This window comes from Sinorhizobium fredii NGR234, assembly GCF_000018545.1.
GTDB classification, from domain to species: Bacteria; Pseudomonadota; Alphaproteobacteria; order Rhizobiales; family Rhizobiaceae; genus Sinorhizobium; species Sinorhizobium fredii_A.
Window position 1 is genome coordinate 2,112,946 of the sequence record NC_012587.1, and the last position, 16,997, is coordinate 2,129,942.

A 16,997-nucleotide genomic window follows, 5' to 3' on the forward strand; every position below is an offset into this window, starting at 1 on the left:
GCTGATCAGAACCGTTATACGGCGACTGGGGCTTCGATGCGCTCGTGCGACTGGTATTCCGAAACTTCGAAATCGTCGATAGTGTACCCATCGATCGACGCGGGCCTGCGCTTGATCTCGAGCTTGGGAAACGGCTTGGGTTTTCGCGACAGCTGAAGCCGTGCCTGATCGAGATGGTTGAGGTAGAGGTGGGTGTCGCCGCCCAACCAAACCAGCTCGCCGCGGTCCATATCGACCTGCTGGGCGATCATGGCCAACAACACCGCCTGCTGGCAGATGTTGAAGGGCGCGCCGAGGAAAATATCACAGGACCGCTGGTGGACCATCATCGACAGCTGGGGGCGGCCGTCCTGTCCATTGGGCCACGATACATGGAATTGGTAGGTCATGTGACATGGATGGAGGGCCATCCGGTCGAGCTCGCCGACATTCCACGCGTGAAAGAGAATGCGCCTGCTCGTCGGATTAGTTTTCAGCGTGGATATGACAGTCGCAATCTGGTCATGCTCCTGGCCGTCATTATCCACCCACCGACGCCACTGCTTTCCGTAAACTGGACCGAGGTCGCCCCACTCCGAGGCGAACTCATCGCTGGCAACAATCCTATCCTCAAATTGCTCTTGCGAAATGGTCTCACCAGTGGCCTTGCGATATTTGGCCAGCGGCCAGTCGGTCCATATGCGCACGTTCTCGCGTAGCAGACTTGATATGTTCGTCTGCCCGGTCAGAAACCACAGCATCTCTTTCACTGACGTCTTCCAGTAGACCTTCTTCGTCGTGAAGATCGGTATGGTTCCGTCGGAAAGCTTGAATCTCATCTGCTTTCCGAACAGCGACAGGGTGCCCTCGCCCGTTCGATCCATCCTGCGATCGCCCGTTTCGAGCAGTTCAGACATGAGGTCGAGGTACTGGTATTCGGGATGGCGCGTCATCGGAATCTCCGCATTCTCTATAACCGAAGCCCTCACGCGGCAACGGAAGTCAAGCTACGATTTTGAGCGCAGATTCGCCACTCATTCACTCACAAAAGAAGGAGACTACCGGGAAGATGGCAGAGCCGGCATCCAACACATGCGGCGCCACACGAAAGCCGCGGAACAGCCGGTCGCCCTGGAACGTTGGGATGAGCGGCGCAATCGGAGATTCGTTTGATAGCCACAGCTCAGTTCGTCTTTGTCTTCGGTACACTGAAGAAAGGCTTTCCCCTGCATCGGCGCGGCTTGGCCCATGCCACCTATCTCGGGCTTTATCGCACCGCCACGACCTACCCGCTCCTGGTCGCCGGGCCTTGGTTCGCCCCGATGATGTTCAATGAACCGGGCATTGGGTTGCGTGTCAGCGGGGAGCTCTACCACGTCGACGCCGCGACGCTCGAGCGTCTCGATCGCATGGAGTCAATCGGCAAGCCGGGCAATTTTCGTCGGTCCATCCGGATCGTGCCGGCGCGGCACGGCCCCAGTTGCGAGGCCCTCGCCTATTTCAAGGCGAGGTTTCTGGCCGTTCCCGTCCACACCGGATATCTGCGATCCTACGAAGACCGGCGCTTCGTGCCGCCGTGGCGCCGCAAACTCTAGAGCGGGATGAGGAAAAGTGTGTGCGGTTTTCCGCCCGCATCCCGCTCTAACCTATTAGAATCGATCACGTTCATGATTTTAGGTCGATCCGACCTAAAATCATCGTGGTCCGCGCGGCTCATACCTTTGCCGACGGCCTATTTTGCGGGACGCCGGTTGCCGGCATGGTCCTGGTATTGCTCTGTCTTCGTGGCGTTCTGGTCCAAGCCGCGCGCGTCAGAGTGTTGCGTCTTGTCGCGGTTGGACAGCACATCGTTCTCGCCGAGAATCCCTTCTTTCAAATTGGTCCGGGCGCCGCTGCCCGAGCCCTTTCCCTTGTCCGGTTTGCCGATGTTCTTGCGACTGGCATTGGCCATGGCCATCTCCTTTCGCTATCTCTCTCGCAAATTTCCGAAGTTCCGAACTCAGGCGATCTATCGGCCAATATCCTTGTGATGCCTGCTTTCCTGATTCTCGCCTCTCAGGATGCTGCGGTCATTCTGCTCGCGCGCATCCGCATGCGCCGTGTCGAGTTTATCGCCTTTGCGCTCGGCGTCGCGCAGAGCATCGGAGCGTTTGAGCTTGGCTTCGGCATCGAAGTCCTTGCCGGCATTCGATGTGTTCTCGCGGCCTTGAATTATCCGTTGCTGCTGTTCGTGCGTCTTCCTGCCGACCATGATCGGATCTCCTGATTGCTCATTTGTTCGTTCGGCCGCGGTGGGACGGATCGGCGCCGCCCTGCGGCGTCGGGTCGTTCGCTACGTCGCCTTCGATCGTGTTGTCTCGCTTGAGGTTTTCGTAATCCGACGGCCCGCGAATTCCCTTGGACTGACCGATCCCGGGATCCCGCTCGAGGTCCCTGTCGCTCGGTTCTTGCGTTTTTGGATGTTTGGAAGATGTCATCTGCGCCTCCTTCCCGTCCTGCCGGACTTGCCGCGCCAGCGGGCGGGCTGGCCCGATCTCTCCCTTCTTAACCGGAGCCGACCGCGAATGTTCCGAGAATGTCAGCCCGCGGGCATAGGGCAGCAGCAGCGCCGGTCGGGATATCGACAGGGCGTTTTCGCGGAGTTGAAGGCGCCTGGAGATGCGCCGGCGACGGCGTCTTATTCGCCGCATTTCCTTCTTCCACCCCTTTTCTTGGGCGGCGGAAACACCTATATGACTGATGCCGTCTTCGGGCGGCTATGGCAATAAACGGGCGATGCAATAAACCCATTGGACCCGGGGGCGGTACCCGGCGCCTCCACCAAAAACCGGTCGGCAGACCGGCTTTTGATGGGGGCGAAATAGGATCGACAAGGGCGTAAAGATCGACTTTTTGCTCGGCATTGTACCACCGTTATCGGGCTAAACTTATAGTTGCAAACGACAACTATGCTGAAGCACGTCTCGCTGCCTAACGGCGGTGCGGCACTTCAAATCAAGTCCTTCCGGGTAGCACCGTAAGGCGGGGTCCGAAGGCACCTGGCAACAGAAGCCTTCACCTTCTCCCCCGTACTGAAATGGTCTATAGATGCCTCGATAATTGACTCGTCCGAATTGCACAGGCAATGAGACGAGACATGGCTAGGGGCGAATGCCGCGACGCCAACGGCCCGAATAGGGCATTGAATTGCTGTATGAAACGCGATTTCGATCCGAGCCATCATGCGGTAAAGTGAGTTTGAAGAAAGACGGGGATCAGGATCACATGGGCCAGGACCACATCCGCTACGACATTCTGGCGCAGGACGCGCTCCGCGGCGTCATCCGCAAGGTGCTGGCCGAAGTTGCCGCTACCGGCCATTTGCCCGGCGACCACCATTTCTTCATCACCTTCCTGACTGGGGCTCCCGGCGTACGCATCTCCCAGCATCTCAAGGCGAAGTATCCGGAACAGATGACGATCGTCGTCCAGCATCAGTTCTGGGAGCTGAAGGTTTCCGAGACCGGTTTCGAGATTGGCCTCTCCTTCTCCGATACGCCGGAGAAGCTGGTGATCCCCTTTAATGCCGTACGCGGTTTCTACGATCCGTCGGTGAATTTCGAGCTCGAGTTCGATGTCGCCTCCGGCGAAGAAGACGAGTCGGAATCGGCGGAGATCACCGCTTATCCCGTAAACGAAGCCGATGACGCTTCGCAGAAGGGCCCTGGGCCGGACGGTGCCCCGAAGGGCGGCGGCGGCTCGGTCGTCTCGCTCGATTCTTTCCGCAAGAAGAACTGACCCCGGGGAGCGCAGCGATGACCGGCGACGTCGTCAACCTGCGTCAGTTCCGCAAGCGCCAGGCGAGAACCGACCGGGAGAAGCAGGCCGAGCAGAACCGGATTTCCTACGGCCGGACGAAATCGGAAAAGTCTGTGACATCGGCCTTGAATGAAAAGGCATCGAGGGCGCTCGACCAGGGTCGATTGGAGCCGGCTCGCCCCGAAGCACCGGGCCGGCGAAAGCCGGACGGGGAAGACGCCTGAGCCGCCTTTTGGAAAAACGATTCCCTCACAAGGACTTGGAAACCATTCCGGAATCGGATTGCCAACGCGTTGAATCGACTTGTGAGGCCAGGGATGATCGCCAAGCATTCGGCGACGCTGCACGGACACCGCACCAGCTTCACGCTTGAGGACGCCTTCTGGCAGGAGTTAAAGTCGATCGCCAAGAGCCGCGGCATGCCGCTCGCGCGACTGATCGTGGAAATCGACGACGGGCGCGGCTCGGAGGGAAATCTGTCTTCGGCGATACGGCTTTACGTGCTTGCCTGGATCAAGGCCCAGGCAAGGGCGTCGGACGCCGGTTGAGCCTACCGCACCGTAATATCCGGCAGCATGTCGAAGTTCAGGCCCTGCCCTGCTGGCGGACCTGCGTTCTGCCCGGCAGGCGGCGGCGCATTCCGCTGAACGCCCTGAACCGGCGCTTCTCGAGGCTGCGTTGTCTGCGGTGGCAGTTGGCGCAAGCGCTGGCGTTCCTCTTCGGCCATCCGGCGCGCGGCGGCTGCCCGCGCCATCGCCTCGGCCTTCATGCGCGCTGCTTCGACCGCGGCGGCCTGGCGGCTGCGTTCCTCGATTATCGTTCGCCGCCGTTGGAGTTCGCGCTCGGCCGCGCGTGCCTTGTAAAGCGCGACCTCGCGGCGCAGGCGCTGCTTTTCAAGCACGTTCGCCTGCAGTGTCTCGACCCGCCGGCGCTCCCGTTCGTAAGCACGAAGCGACAGGAAATTGGCAAGGTCGGTAACGTCGACACTGACGCCCGGCGCCGCAAGGAGCCCCGCATAGCCGAAACGCACACGCGGTTCGGCACCGGCCAGGGCCTCTTCGCCGGGCCGGAAGGTCAGGTCGATCGCGCCGCTCATTCGTCGATCCGGAATGTCGAAGGAGACTTCGCCGGAGAAGGCCGCATTGCCGTCCGACGCCGTGACATTCTGCGCCCGGACGGTTCCACCGGCGATATTGAAGGGCACCTTGACCGCGCCGACGACGGATTGCCCGCTGAAAAGCACCTCTGCAGCTGCCTTGCGCACGGCGTCCGCCGAAATCTCCGTTTTCATTGCATCGGCCGCTGCCATCAATTGCGGCAACGCCGCCGTGTTTATGCCATTCAGCGTCACGCCATTGAATGTCGCCGTTCCCGAACCGCTTATCGAGCTGGCCATCGCCTTCGGCGTCGCACCGGAGGCCTCCATCGCGACGGAAAGGTCGAAACGCCCGGTCGCCACGGGACCGCTCTGCCGCGCCCATCCGGCTGCAGCCAGATCTCCGCCCTTCAGGTCGAACCGTGAGCGCAGGAAACCCGAGCCGTTTGCGTTGCCCACCTGCAGCCGCCCCTCGAGCTTGCCTCCCAACCAGTTCCCTGCCGCCTCTGTCAGGGCGAGCTCATCGCCCTTCCATTCGAGCTTTCCGCTGAAATCGGCAACGTCTCCATAGACACCGGGCCAGAAGCGCTTCGCCGTGAGCTCGAGGGCGACGTCAAGGCCGCTCCAGGCCGGCTGCGTCACCGGCGCCAGCGACAATCCGCCCACCGAGGCGTCGTGGACCTGTCCGAGGATCCCTTCGCCCAGCCAGGCGAGATCGATCGCATCGAGCGCCAGTTCGCCGCGAGCCGTGCCCCGAGCCTTTCGGTCGATCGTCAGCGCTCCGGTGAAGCCGTTCTGGTCGGCACTGCCTTCAATTGCCGAGAACGCGATCTTTTCCGGATCGGCAGCAATGTCGGCGACCAGCTTCACCGGCAGTCCGCTGCCCATCTGCGGCAACGCAATGCCCTGCTGCAACAGGTAGGGTTCGAAATCCTCCGTCTGCAGCGTCAGCTTGCCCTGCCCCTCGAGATAGTGATCCCGCGAAAGGTCGACGGTACCCTTGGCGGCGATCTGCGTCTTCTCGGTCGTGAAGGTCAGCGAGCCGTTCGCCTGGGAGCCGTCGGTGTTCTGCAGCTTGACGGCGAGAATGCCGTTGACGTCGGCATCGAACGGGAGCGGGTCGAGCCCGGCCTGACCGAGAAGAACGGCGGTTTGCGGATTTTCAAGCGTTGCCTCCAGCAGCATGCCCTTGCCGGCAAGGGCCTGCCCCACATCGGGCGCTTGATAGCTGGCGGCGATCTTGCCGCCGTTGGCGGTGCCGATCACGCCGAAAGTAAAGGGCGCGTTCCCCTCCTTGCTGCCCGCCGTCAACGTCATGTCGAGGGCTGCGTCGGAATAGTACGGCCCAGCCTTGATCAGCCTTGCCAAGGCCGGATGGGCGATCGTGTGCCGTCCGACCAGTTCCAGGAACGACGTCAATTCTTCCGCGGCAAGCTTCATCTTCGCCGAAATCACGGGCTTTTCGAAGCCGCCGCTCATGCGACCGGAAAAAGCGAGCTGAGCGCCCGAGAGATCACCGATCGCGACCCGCTCGGCCTGCAGCTGGCCATTCTTAAGCGTCAGGACCGCCTGCACGTCGTGCGCCTCCTCGCCGAAGGCGGAGAAGGTCCCGGCGGAAAGTTCGGCAGCAATGGCGTGATTGAGCAAGGTCGCGGAGGAAGCATCCCCGGCGACGAGACCACCCAGCGCCTGCAGCGCCTCGAGGTCGATACGGTTGCCCTTGAGTTGCAGCGACAACGCCGGCTGCTGATCGGCAAAGGACTGGCGCTCCAGCCTCCCCTTGAGAGTCGCGGGACCGGCCGCCACTTCGAGCTTTTCGAATTGCTGCAGCGTATCGGTGAGGTTGACGGTCGCGGCAAAGCCTGCCGTCTTCAACTTGCGGATGGCCGGATCGACCGAGCCGGCCAGCCAGTTGGCGAGCCCCGAGGGTTGGTTCGAGGCGACGACGATATCGCCGCGAAAGGCGCGCTGTCCCTTGAGGTTCAGCCGCCCCTTGGCTTCGAGTTGCGTGCGGCCCGGCAAAAGCGCCACCGCGTCGTCGACGATCCAGCCCGCACCGTCAGGCCGGACATCGAGACGGATGTCGCGCACGGTGGTGTCGCCGATGACGATCGCCGGAAGTTTCAGGCTCGCTCGGCCAGGCACCTGCGGAATGGGAATATCGGCCGCAATCGCCATCATTGTTTCCAGCCGCTGCCGCAGGGAAACTGTCGGGTTGCGGCCGGTCTTGCCGCCTCGGCCGGAATTGCCGATGCGACTGACGTCGATCTGCTGCCCGTCGGCGATTAACAGGAACTTCTGATCCTTGCCGGTGTCGAGCGTCGCCTCGCCGGTGATGATATAGGGATCGTCCGGCGGACCCGCCTCGAAATGATACTCAGGTACGCGAATGCTTTCATTGGTCAGTTGGAATTGGCCATTGATGCGCAGCGCGCCGCCCGACCTGACCTCTTCGGCCGGCCGATTTTCCGTCAAGGTGAACCGGCCCGCGTAGACCGGCCTGAAATCGACGACCTTTAATTCGCCATCGAGCTCGACGCCGAAGGGTCGCTCGTCCGGAGTGAGCCGCGCCCGAAGGCTGAGCGCCCCTTCCTCGTCCACCGTGTTGCTCGTGAAGGAGAAGCTGCCCGCCTCACCATCGAGCGCGGCACTGCCATCGACCTTCCAGGGACCCGCGAGCGAACGCGCCGAGACATCGGCGGAAAGCTCGCTGACGCGGCGCGTGCGCCCGGTCTGTTCGTCGACGAATTCGATCTCGCCGTCAGCGATCTCGACGTTTTCGAGCACCACGGTGTTGGCGGGGATTGCCGCGCGCGGCCCGCGCGCCCAATCGAGCGTACCGTCCGGTTGCAGCCGGAGTTTAGCCTTCGGCCGATCGAGGCGCATGTCGAAGATCAGCGCCTCGCCGCTCAAGAAAGGTGCGAGCTCGGCACTCATCGAGAACTGGGCGACCTGAATCAACGGCTCCCCGCCGGCCTCAGCCCCGACGCGTACGTCGTTGAGCGTTACCGTCGGGAACGGGATGAGCCGCGCATCGACGCTGCCGTGCACGACCACGGGTTTTCCCATGATCCGGCTTGCCTCGCGTTCGAAATCGGTGCGGAAATCGGTCCAGTTTATGAACAATGGCGCAATCAACGCCACGAAGAGCGCGATAACCAACAGGCCGCCGATGATTACGAAGATTCGCGCCAGCACCGTGTCACATTCCCATCTGTTCCGTACGTGCCCCTCTTGTGGATTTCAGCCCAACCGCCTGCATCAGGTAAAGATCTTGCCCGGGTTGAAGATGTTGTCCGGATCGAGCGACCGCTTGATCTGCCGCATCAGGTCGAGCGCCCCGCCGAGCTCTGCTTCCAGGAACGGCATCTTGCCCTGTCCGATGCCGTGCTCTCCCGTACAAGTACCATCCATCGACAGCGCGCGGCTATTCAGCCGTTCGACGAAGGCCTCGACCCGCGCCACGTCGGCGGGGTCCCTGTCGTCGAACAGCACGCCGACGTGGAAATTGCCGTCGCCGGCGTGGCCGACGATCGGCGCGATCAGCCCATGTGCGGCGATATCCTCGTGTGTCGCCGCGACGCAGTCGGCGAGACGCGAAATCGGCACGCAGACATCGGTCGCCAGGATGGCAGCGCCGGGCTTGAGGCTCTTCTGCGCCCAATAGGCATTGTGCCGCGCCTTCCAGAGGCGCGCCCGCTCTTCCGGGTTGGTGGTCCAGACAAATCCTGTAGAGCCGAATTCCGACGCTATTTCGGCGAACTGGCGCGATTGCAGCTCGACGCCCTCGGCGCTGCCGTGAAACTCGACGAAAAGTGTCGGCGTTTCGGCATAGTTCAGGCCGGAATAGGCATTGCAGGCTTGCATCTGCACGGCGTCGAGGAGTTCGATGCGAGCAACCGGTATGCCGGACTGGATCGTCACGATAACTGCGTTGCAGGCGTCCGCGATCGTCGGGAACGGGCAGACACCGCCCGATATCACCTCCGGAATGCCCTGCAGGCGCAGCGTGATCGAGGTGATGATGCCGAGCGTCCCTTCAGCCCCGACGAAAAGCCGCGTCAGGTCGTAGCCGGCGGAGGACTTGCGGGCCCGATGCGCGGTTCTGATCTCCCGCCCGCCGGCAACGACCGCGGTGACCGCAAGCACGTTCTCCTTCATGGTGCCGTAGCGCACCGCATTGGTGCCCGAGGCGCGCGTCGAGGCCATGCCGCCGATCGAGGCGTTCGCGCCGGGATCGATCGGGAAGAAGAGGCCCGTATCGCGCAGATAGGTGTTCAATTCCTCACGCGTCACCCCCGGCTCGACCGTGCAGTCAAGATCTTCCGCATTGACGGCAAGGATGCGGTTCATCCGCATCATGTCGACCGATATGCCGCCCTGGGGCGCATTCACATGACCTTCGAGGGAAGAGCCGGTGCCGAAAGCGATGAGCGGCACGCGGTGCGCCGAGGCGATCTCGACGATCTCGCGGACTTCGGCGGCATTCTCGGGAAAGACGACCGCGTCCGGAAGCTGCGCCGGGATGTAGGTTGTCGTATTGGCGTGCTGGGCCCGGATTGCCTCGCCCGTCTGGAACCGATCACCGAACCGTCCGCCGAGAAGCGTCTTGGCTGCGGCAATGCCGCTCTCGTTCCTCGAACCCGCCTTGATCGCCTTCAACGCCACGACATTTTCCTTCCCATGCGACGTTCGCCCTGAAAACACAGGCCGTCGCAACGTTTTGAACGCCCGCACAATCTATCCTCAATTCGATACCGAATTAAGGAATATGTGGATCGCCGAATGCGGAAAGCCTTCGGCCGCGTCACCCTGCCTGCGAGCAGCTGTCACGACGGTCACGGACAGTTCGGCGACCGATCTCGTCGTCCCCGACCGCACACACGGACCAGCGTCCAGCGCCGCACACGAAGCGCTTTCATTTCAAGGCGCTACTGTGCAAATCGGAATCGGTTTGTCCAGAAGTTACGTCACCCCTTCCGGTTCACACACATCAAATCGCCGGCGCTGATACCGGCTTGTCACAAGCCGCGGCAATTCTCGCGTGAAGCTGGGAAAGGTGAACGACCCACTAGCCGATAATGCAGCTTTTGTTTGCGAGCCCTTCGGGTATCATGTCTGAAAACGGGAGAACGTCTCATGTTCGGCCTGCTCGCTCTACTTACAGCATCCGTTTTCTTTGGCGCCGCCATCTATATCAATCTGGCAGAACAACCAGCGAGACTGCGTCTCGACCACCGTGCCGCACTGGCAGAATGGGGCCCATCCTATCGCCGCGGCTTCGAGATGCAGGCTTCTCTCGCAATCGTCTCCGGCCTCCTCGGCGCCGCCGCCTGGTGGCAAAGCGGCAATGCGCTCTGGGGTCTCGGCGCCGCCGTCATCATCCTGAACTGGCCCTATACCCTGATGCTGATCATGCCGATCAACGCCCGTCTGGAAAAGACGCCGCCGGACCAGGCAAGCGAGGAGACCCGCGAGCTCATCACGCGCTGGGGCAAGCTCCATGCCGGACGCAGCGCCCTCGGCGCCATCGCCGCGGTGATCTACCTCACCGCCGCTGCCGCGGCCATGTCGAGCTGACATCCGCTCTTCGCATCGAGCGAAACTCATCCGTCGCAATGCCCCTCATGAAATGCCGCGAGCAGCGCCGGATGTTCGGCAATGCCAGATATTTTTGTATACAAACTTTCATAGTTATGTTGACAATAATGTATTTTGGGATTTCCCTTGTTCATCCGCATCGCGACAGCGCGCCGGATGCAAAAGATGGGGAGTGAGATGATCAACAGACGCTCGACATTGAAATCGCTGGCGCTCGGCGCCGTTTCATTTCTGGCCATCGCGGCGGGAGGAGCCTTTTCCGCGCAGGCCGAGAACAAGGAGCTCAAAATCGGCTTCGTCGGCGTGACCAGTGGTCCCGCCGCGGCTTGGGGCACATCGAACGTCCGCTCGATGCAGACGCGCGCCGACTGGTTGAATGAAGCCGGCGGCGTGAAGATCGGCGAGGATACCTACAACATTACCATCGTCACCTTCGACGACCAGAAAGACCCCAAGCGCGCCATCGCCGGCATGGAGAAGATGGCCCAGGAAGGCATCCACTACGTGGTCGGGCCAAATGTCGACGACGGCGCAGCCGCCGTCCGCCCCGTGGCAGAATCCAAGGGGATCATCTATTTCCCCTATGCATTTCCCAAGGCACTCTATACGCCGCCCGCTTCGAACGCGGTGCTTGGCATGGTCGCCAACTACCAGTCCGGGCCGGCGATCTATAAATACCTGAAAGAAAACAAGGGTGTGAAGAAGGTCGCTTTCATTGCCGCAAATGAATCCGACCCCCTCAGCCAACGCGACAGCGGTGTTGCTGCCGCCAAGGAACTCGGGCTCGAAGTGGTTGCCGAGAAGGATACATACCAGAACGATACCCGCGATTTCACACCGGTATTGACGCCGATCGTTCAGTTGAAGCCGGACCTTCTTGTTCTGTCCGGCGTTGCGCCCGCCAATGCGCCGCTTCTGATCCGTGCGGCGCGCGAACTCGGCTACGAGGGCCTGATCTCGGCAGAGACGGCACAGGACGCGACCGTATTGCAGGAGGGCGCCGGCGAACTCGCCAACGGCTTCATATCCGTCGGGGGCGCCTCGACGCCGGAAATCCGCACGCCGGTGATGGAGGAATTCATCGACCGCTACACCAAGAAATTCGGCGAGTACAACGACGAGTCCAACACCAAGGTCTATGCCCTCGAATACATTATCGAAACGCTCAAGGCGAACCCAAAGGCGATCGACAATGTGGATGAGTTCAAGAAGACCATGGACACTTTCTCGGCGCCCAATCCCTACGCCAAGGACAGCACGCTGAAATTTGTCGGCGCGACGTCGTTCGGCCAAAAGCGGCAGCTCTCCGTGCCGATGGTGGTCACCGAGTTCAAGGACGGCGCCTTCCAGACGCTGTTCGTCGGCGAAGTCGACTGACATACGCCCACTGAAGTCGCCACGGGGCGCGGACGACGACCAATTGGTTCGGCCGCGCCCGGCACCTCAATCGAGGGCTCGGCACTGACCGGGTCTGCATCGGCTGGATCCGTCGCATGGAACAGGTGATTGCCAACGGACTATATCTCGGCGCCCAATACGCGCTGATCGCGCTTGGGCTGACGCTGATCTTCGCCCTCATGAACGTGCTCAATTTCGCGCACGGTCAGATGTATGTATTGGGCGGCTTCGTGACATACACGATCTATGGCCAGTTGAAGCTGCCTTTCGTCGTGGCGCTGATCTGCTCGGGGGTAACCCTCGCCATTTTCGGCGGGCTGATGGAGAAGTTCCTCTTCCGACCGGTCGTCCGTCGCAGCAAGCGTGAGGAAAGCACAATGCTGCTCGCGGCGGCGACGGCATTTTTTCTCGACGCCGTCATGCTGCTCCTGTTCGGCGAGAAGCAGCGCGGCGTACCGAAGATCATCAGTGGCGTCTTCGTCTCCGACAGAGTGATCCTGCCCTATGATCGCATCTTGGTCGGCGTGATCGCCATCCTGATGATCGCTGCCTTCATGCTCTTCATGCAGTATAGCAAGCCCGGCCGCGCCATGCGGGCGCTGGCGCAGGACCGCGTTGCCGCCCAGCTGATGGGCGTCAAGGTCGAGCGCTATTCGATGATCGGCTTCGCGCTCGGGGCAATGCTCGCCGGCGTCGTCGGCGGATTGCTCGTCAGCATCACCGGAGTCAATTCCGGGATTGGCGGTCCGATCTCCATCAAAGCCTTCCTGATGGTGATGATCGGCGGCGCCGGCGTCGTCGGCGGCGCCATCGCCGGCGGCTTCATACTCGGCATGATGGAATCGGTCGGCCTTACCGTCCTGCGCGAATATGGCGACATCACCTATCTCGTCATTTTCGCCCTGCTGATGATCTTTCTGAGCATCCGCCCCCACGGGCTGATGGGAAAACCGTGGGGCTGATCTCATGCGACATGCGCCAATCGCCACCCTCAAGATCGCCTCGGCAGTCGTCTTCCTGCTAGCCCTGCTCGTGGCCGTGCCGCTGCTGATCAACGCCACCGGACGAACCGATCTTTACTACACGCTGACATCTGTCGCGCTGCTCAGCATCATCAGCGCAGGCGTGTGGATCACCTTCTATATCGGCCGCATCAATATTGGCCAAGGCGCCTATGCGCTGATGGGAGGCTACGTCTCGGCCATTCTGGTCATGAACTACGGCATGTCCTTCTGGCTGACCTTGCCGTTGGCGGGGCTCTTCTGTGCCGCCGCGAGCGTACTCATCGGCCTGCCCATCCTGCGGCTGCGCGGCGTCTATTTCGCCATGGTGTCGCTCGTATTGACCGAAGTCGCCCGCCTTCTCGCCCTTGCGCTGCCGATTACCAACGGCGCCAGCGGCATCGTCAGCATTCCGCTGCCGTCCCGCCTCAGTCTGTTCGGCCTCACGCTCATTCCGGATTTTGCCACGCTCGCCAATCCGCGCCTCTCCTTCTATATCGCTTCCGTGCTGCTGATGGCACTTTGCTTCCTCGGTCTCTACCGGCTCGCCCATTCGCGTATCGGCCAACTGTGCCAATCGCTGCAGCAGAACGAGGAGCTCGCTTCGTCGATCGGCGTCAACATCGCCTATCTCCGCGTCGTCGCCTACGCGCTTTCCTCCTTCCTTGGCGGCGTCGGCGGCGCGATGTTCGCCTCGATTTCCCAGTCGATCTATCCGTCGAGCTTCACCGTCGCCGATTCCGTGAACTTCATGCTCAACTGCTTCCTCGGCGGACTCGGTTACGTACTCGGGCCGATGCTTGGCACCTTTGTCCTTTATTTCGGCTGGGATCTGCTGTTCCAGACGGGTGAATTCCAGTTGCTGATCTTCTCGACGGCGCTGATCGTGCTGATGCTGGTGCTGCCGAACGGACTCCTGAGCCTCGCCCTGCCGCGAAAGAGGAGCCTCTAGCGATGCCGGACATCCTGGAAATCCTTGCGCTCACCAAGCGTTTCGGCGGCCTCGTCGCAGTCAACGACGTCTCCTTCTCCGTCCGCGAACGCGAGATCCTCTCGGTCATCGGGCCGAACGGCGCCGGCAAGTCCACCTTGTTCAAGTTGATCTCGTCCTTCCTCAGGCCCACCGACGGCGAGGTGCGCTTCAAGGGACAGCGCATATCCGGACTCGCGCCGCACATCACCGCTCGCAAGGGCGTGGTTCGGACCTTTCAGGAAACCACGATCTTCAAGAGCATGACCGTGCGCGACAACGTCGTGACGGCCCATCATCTGCGCTCTCGCGCCAGCCTGGCCGGCTTCTACTTCGGCAGTGCCGCCGCGCGCAGCGACCTCGAGGCCTTCGGCACCTCGGCGGACGAGATCCTGACCTTCCTCGGACTGGCTCCAATGGGCAGCGAGATCGCCAGCACCCTGCCCCACGGTCATCTGCGCGCGCTCGGCATCGCCATCGCGCTCGCCACCGATCCGTCCGTCATTCTCCTCGACGAGCCCTTTGCCGGAATGAACCATGATGAAACTCGCCGCGCGGTCGAGATCGTGAGGAAGCTCCGCGAACGCGGCGTCACCGTGCTCCTGGTCGAGCACGACATGCCGGCCGTCATGAATATTTCCGACCGCATCGTGGTGCTCAACTTCGGCCAGAAGATCGCCGAGGGCACGCCGGCGGAAATCCAGCAGAACCCCAAGGTCATCGAGGCCTATCTCGGTGCCGAAGACGAATCGATCGGGATGTAGCCCATGGAGCCGCTGCTCAAATTCGATGACGTCGAGCTCTATTACGACCACGTCTATGCGCTGAAAGGCGTCTCCATCGAGGTCCACGAGGGCGAGACCGTCGCGCTGATCGGCGCCAATGGCGCGGGCAAGTCATCCATCCTGCGCGCCATCACCGGCCTGCAGAAAATTCGCAAGGGCGAGATTCGCTATCACGGCAAGCGCATCGACGGCGTCGCGCCGGACGAGATCGTCCGGCTCGGCATCTCGATGGTCCCTGAAGCGCGCCGGGTCTTTCCCTTCATGACCGTGCGGGACAACCTGCTGATGGGCGCCTTCACGCGCAGCGACAAGGCCGAGATCCAGCGGAGCATCGATATGGTGCTGACGCGTTTCCCGCGACTCAAGGAGCGATATTCGCAGCAGGCCGGGACGATGAGCGGCGGCGAGCAGCAGATGCTCGTCATTGGCCGGGCGCTGATGGCGCGCCCGCGCCTGCTCCTGCTTGACGAGCCGTCGCTCGGCGTCGCTCCAAAACTGGTCCAGGACATCGCCCGCTCGATCGTGGCGATCAACCGCGACGAAAAGGTCAGCGTTCTCCTTGTCGAGCAGAACTCGCGCATGGCGCTCAGGATTTCGCAGCGCGCCTACGCGCTGACGACCGGCAAGGTGGCACTCAGCGGCAACTCGGCCGAGCTGCTGAGCGACGAACGGGTCAGGCATCTTTATCTCGGCGGCGAGTTCTAGGCGGGCGACATGCGCATCCTGGTCATAAACCCAAATACCACCGCTTCGATGACCGACAAGATCGGCAAGGCGGCGCAGGCTGCGGCCTCGCCGGCGACCGAGATCGTGGCGGTCAATCCGGTCGATGGTCCTCCGAGCATCGAGGGCTATTTCGACGAGGTCTTTGCCGTGCCTGGCATTATCGCCGAAATGGCAAAGGCGGGCCCGGTCGATGCCTATGTAATCGCCTGTTTCGACGACACTGGGCTCGACGCGGCGCGCTGCGCCACGGAAGCGCCGGTCATCGGCATCGGCGAGGCGGCCTTCCACCTCGCGACGCTGGTTGCCGGCAAGTTCAGCGTCGTCACGACGCTCGCTCGCTCGGTGCCGGCCATCGAACACAACCTGTCGAAATATGGCCTCACTGCGCGCTGTGCCAAAGTGCGGGCTTCGGATGTCGCCGTTCTGGATCTCGAGTTGCCGGGATCGGATGCACGCCACAGGATTTCCGCCGAAATCGCACGCGCCGTCGTCGAGGACAAGGCGGAGGCAATCGTGCTTGGTTGCGCTGGGATGGCGGATCTCGCCCAGGCTCTCTCGGTAGAGCATGGGGTTCCGGTACTCGATGGGGTGGCCTGCGCGGTCCGGTTGGCCGAAACGGTCTCGGCGCTTGGCCTGAGGACCTCGAAGATCGGCGGCTATGCCGAACCGCGCGCGAAACGCTTTTCCGGACATTACGCGCCGTGGTCTCCACCGATAGGAAAGAAGGCGGCCGGCGCTCCATAGGCCGAGCCTGTCCGAGACTGCCCATTTGGTTGGATTGACCGACTGGCATGCCCTGTGAGAATTCATGAGCTTCGAGTCGGAAGCGCAGAATGCTTTGGTCAGCGCACACCGCTTGAAGGCAAGCTCGCCAGAGACGATGGACATGTTGACAACACTCAGGCCCGAAAAAGATCGACGGAGACCGGCAGCGCGCTGGTCGCCAATCTATCACGGTCTGAGGGATGCGATCGTTAGCCACCGGCTGACGCCGGGCACGAAGCTGCCCGAGGATGAACTCGCCGCGATCTACTCGGTAAGCCGCACCGTCATCCGTGCGGCGCTTCAGGCCCTTGCCCATGACTGGCTTGTGCGGCTGGAGCCAAACCGGGGTGCCTTCGTCGCGCAGCCGTCGCCAAAGGAGGCGCGCGAAGTATTCGAGGCCCGCGCACTGGTCGAGCCCCGCCTCGCTGCGCTCGCCGCCCAGGTTGCAAAGGCCGAAGACGTAAGTTTGCTACGCGGTCATCTCGAGAGGGAGCACGAGGCACTGGACGCCGGCCGCGACAGTGATGCCATCATGCTGTCCGCCATGTTCCACGTCGGTATCGCTGAAATCGCCGATCAATCCGTCCTGACCGGCTTCGTGCGCGATCTCGTGTCGCACTCCTCGCTGATCATCGCCCTCTATTGGAAGCGCCGCGACACGACCTGCGAGAGCCACGCACATCATGCCCTGGTCGACGCCATCGAGGCCGGCAATTCCGACAGGGCCGCGCAACTGATGAAGGATCATCTGCACGATCTGCTGTCCGGCCTCGACCTCGACCGCTCCGGCCGGAAACCGGAAAATCTCGCCGACATCCTCCGCTGAAGCGGATGAGGAAAAGTGTGTGCGGTTCCTTTCCTGGGTTTCGGCGACCGTC

General features: G+C 62.0%; 18 protein-coding genes and 1 other RNA gene. 13 read left to right on the forward strand and 6 right to left on the reverse strand.

Features of this window, described 5'->3' with window-relative positions; all coding sequences use genetic code 11:
* Positions 1 to 14: 14 nt before the first annotated feature.
* Positions 15 to 932 (reverse strand): thymidylate synthase, encoded by a 918-nt coding sequence (thyA, locus tag NGR_RS21475; RefSeq protein ID WP_012708580.1) that lies wholly within the window; start codon positions 930 to 932, stop codon positions 15 to 17.
* Between the two features lie 216 nt (positions 933 to 1,148).
* On the opposite strand from thyA, the gene NGR_RS21480 reads away from it, so the two are divergent.
* Positions 1,149 to 1,574, forward strand: a complete 426-nt coding sequence (locus NGR_RS21480) for a gamma-glutamylcyclotransferase family protein (RefSeq protein ID WP_012708581.1) — start codon at positions 1,149 to 1,151, stop codon at positions 1,572 to 1,574.
* 137 nt (positions 1,575 to 1,711) lie between these two features.
* Here the strand turns inward: NGR_RS21480 and NGR_RS33225 are convergent, their stop codons facing one another.
* From NGR_RS33225 to NGR_RS21495, 3 genes are read right to left on the reverse strand one after another with little or no spacing between them, the layout of a single operon-like run.
* Positions 1,712 to 1,930, reverse strand: coding sequence for a hypothetical protein (locus NGR_RS33225; RefSeq protein WP_012708582.1), 219 nt, complete (start codon positions 1,928 to 1,930; stop codon positions 1,712 to 1,714).
* Positions 1,931 to 1,987: 57 nt separating this feature from the next.
* On the reverse strand, positions 1,988 to 2,230 hold the full coding sequence (locus NGR_RS33230) for a hypothetical protein (protein ID WP_012708583.1): 243 nt from the start codon (positions 2,228 to 2,230) through the stop codon (positions 1,988 to 1,990).
* 19 nt (positions 2,231 to 2,249) lie between these two features.
* A complete protein-coding gene (locus NGR_RS21495) occupies positions 2,250 to 2,456 on the reverse strand; it encodes a hypothetical protein (protein ID WP_164924395.1) in 207 nt (68 codons plus the stop codon).
* A gap of 225 nt (positions 2,457 to 2,681) precedes the next feature.
* Between NGR_RS21495 and ssrA the strand changes: the two genes are divergently transcribed.
* The 4 genes from ssrA to NGR_RS21515 all read left to right on the forward strand — a co-directional run bounded on the left by ssrA (position 2,682) and on the right by NGR_RS21515 (position 4,325).
* Positions 2,682 to 3,038: a transfer-messenger RNA gene (gene ssrA / locus NGR_RS21500) on the forward strand.
* 205 nt (positions 3,039 to 3,243) lie between these two features.
* On the forward strand, positions 3,244 to 3,756 hold the full coding sequence (locus NGR_RS21505) for an SspB family protein (RefSeq protein WP_012708585.1): 513 nt from the start codon (positions 3,244 to 3,246) through the stop codon (positions 3,754 to 3,756).
* Positions 3,757 to 3,773: 17 nt separating this feature from the next.
* Complete coding sequence (locus tag NGR_RS21510) at positions 3,774 to 4,001, forward strand: DUF4169 family protein (protein WP_012708586.1); 228 nt, start codon at positions 3,774 to 3,776, stop codon at positions 3,999 to 4,001.
* Between the two features lie 93 nt (positions 4,002 to 4,094).
* Positions 4,095 to 4,325: a ribbon-helix-helix domain-containing protein gene (locus NGR_RS21515; protein WP_012708587.1), complete on the forward strand. Its 231-nt coding sequence runs from the start codon at positions 4,095 to 4,097 to the stop codon at positions 4,323 to 4,325.
* 2 nt (positions 4,326 to 4,327) lie between these two features.
* On the opposite strand, the gene NGR_RS21520 is transcribed toward NGR_RS21515, so the two are convergent.
* Both NGR_RS21520 and NGR_RS21525 read right to left on the reverse strand, forming a co-directional pair.
* Positions 4,328 to 8,071, reverse strand: coding sequence for an AsmA family protein (locus tag NGR_RS21520; RefSeq protein WP_012708588.1), 3,744 nt, complete (start codon positions 8,069 to 8,071; stop codon positions 4,328 to 4,330).
* Between the two features lie 63 nt (positions 8,072 to 8,134).
* A complete protein-coding gene (locus NGR_RS21525; protein ID WP_164924396.1) occupies positions 8,135 to 9,541 on the reverse strand; it encodes an FAD-binding oxidoreductase in 1,407 nt (468 codons plus the stop codon).
* A gap of 471 nt (positions 9,542 to 10,012) precedes the next feature.
* On the opposite strand from NGR_RS21525, the gene NGR_RS21530 reads away from it, so the two are divergent.
* The 8 genes from NGR_RS21530 to NGR_RS21565 all read left to right on the forward strand — a co-directional run bounded on the left by NGR_RS21530 (position 10,013) and on the right by NGR_RS21565 (position 16,945).
* Positions 10,013 to 10,453, forward strand: a complete 441-nt coding sequence (locus NGR_RS21530) for a DUF1772 domain-containing protein (protein WP_012708591.1) — start codon at positions 10,013 to 10,015, stop codon at positions 10,451 to 10,453.
* A gap of 198 nt (positions 10,454 to 10,651) precedes the next feature.
* Positions 10,652 to 11,851: an ABC transporter substrate-binding protein gene (locus NGR_RS21535; RefSeq protein WP_012708592.1), complete on the forward strand. Its 1,200-nt coding sequence runs from the start codon at positions 10,652 to 10,654 to the stop codon at positions 11,849 to 11,851.
* Positions 11,852 to 11,967: 116 nt separating this feature from the next.
* Positions 11,968 to 12,834: a branched-chain amino acid ABC transporter permease gene (locus NGR_RS21540; protein WP_012708593.1), complete on the forward strand. Its 867-nt coding sequence runs from the start codon at positions 11,968 to 11,970 to the stop codon at positions 12,832 to 12,834.
* Positions 12,835 to 12,838: 4 nt separating this feature from the next.
* Positions 12,839 to 13,825, forward strand: a complete 987-nt coding sequence (locus NGR_RS21545; protein ID WP_012708594.1) for a branched-chain amino acid ABC transporter permease — start codon at positions 12,839 to 12,841, stop codon at positions 13,823 to 13,825.
* A 2-nt stretch (positions 13,826 to 13,827) separates the two neighbouring features.
* Positions 13,828 to 14,607: an ABC transporter ATP-binding protein gene (locus NGR_RS21550; protein ID WP_012708595.1), complete on the forward strand. Its 780-nt coding sequence runs from the start codon at positions 13,828 to 13,830 to the stop codon at positions 14,605 to 14,607.
* Positions 14,608 to 14,610: 3 nt separating this feature from the next.
* Positions 14,611 to 15,333, forward strand: a complete 723-nt coding sequence (locus NGR_RS21555; RefSeq protein WP_012708596.1) for an ABC transporter ATP-binding protein — start codon at positions 14,611 to 14,613, stop codon at positions 15,331 to 15,333.
* Positions 15,334 to 15,342: 9 nt separating this feature from the next.
* Positions 15,343 to 16,098, forward strand: coding sequence for an aspartate/glutamate racemase family protein (locus NGR_RS21560; protein ID WP_012708597.1), 756 nt, complete (start codon positions 15,343 to 15,345; stop codon positions 16,096 to 16,098).
* A gap of 142 nt (positions 16,099 to 16,240) precedes the next feature.
* The gene (locus NGR_RS21565; protein WP_164924646.1) at positions 16,241 to 16,945 is read left to right on the forward strand and encodes a GntR family transcriptional regulator; all 705 of its coding nucleotides are present in this window, start codon (positions 16,241 to 16,243) and stop codon (positions 16,943 to 16,945) included.
* The last annotated feature ends 52 nt before the right edge of the window (positions 16,946 to 16,997 follow it).

Coding starts and splice junctions, on each gene's coding strand:
- NGR_RS21530 (WP_012708591.1), top strand. CDS start 10,013: ATGTTCGGCCTGCTCGCTCTACTTACAGCATCCGTTTTCTTTGGCGCC.
- NGR_RS21505 (WP_012708585.1), top strand. CDS start 3,244: ATGGGCCAGGACCACATCCGCTACGACATTCTGGCGCAGGACGCGCTC.
- NGR_RS21545 (WP_012708594.1), top strand. CDS start 12,839: ATGCGACATGCGCCAATCGCCACCCTCAAGATCGCCTCGGCAGTCGTC.
- NGR_RS21565 (WP_164924646.1), top strand. CDS start 16,241: ATGTTGACAACACTCAGGCCCGAAAAAGATCGACGGAGACCGGCAGCG.
- NGR_RS21560 (WP_012708597.1), top strand. CDS start 15,343: ATGCGCATCCTGGTCATAAACCCAAATACCACCGCTTCGATGACCGAC.
- NGR_RS33230 (WP_012708583.1), bottom strand. CDS start 2,230: ATGGTCGGCAGGAAGACGCACGAACAGCAGCAACGGATAATTCAAGGC.
- NGR_RS21555 (WP_012708596.1), top strand. CDS start 14,611: ATGGAGCCGCTGCTCAAATTCGATGACGTCGAGCTCTATTACGACCAC.
- NGR_RS21535 (WP_012708592.1), top strand. CDS start 10,652: ATGATCAACAGACGCTCGACATTGAAATCGCTGGCGCTCGGCGCCGTT.
- thyA (WP_012708580.1), bottom strand. CDS start 932: ATGACGCGCCATCCCGAATACCAGTACCTCGACCTCATGTCTGAACTG.
- NGR_RS21495 (WP_164924395.1), bottom strand. CDS start 2,456: ATGACATCTTCCAAACATCCAAAAACGCAAGAACCGAGCGACAGGGAC.
- NGR_RS21550 (WP_012708595.1), top strand. CDS start 13,828: ATGCCGGACATCCTGGAAATCCTTGCGCTCACCAAGCGTTTCGGCGGC.
- NGR_RS21540 (WP_012708593.1), top strand. CDS start 11,968: ATGGAACAGGTGATTGCCAACGGACTATATCTCGGCGCCCAATACGCG.
- NGR_RS21515 (WP_012708587.1), top strand. CDS start 4,095: ATGATCGCCAAGCATTCGGCGACGCTGCACGGACACCGCACCAGCTTC.
- NGR_RS21510 (WP_012708586.1), top strand. CDS start 3,774: ATGACCGGCGACGTCGTCAACCTGCGTCAGTTCCGCAAGCGCCAGGCG.
- NGR_RS33225 (WP_012708582.1), bottom strand. CDS start 1,930: ATGGCCAATGCCAGTCGCAAGAACATCGGCAAACCGGACAAGGGAAAG.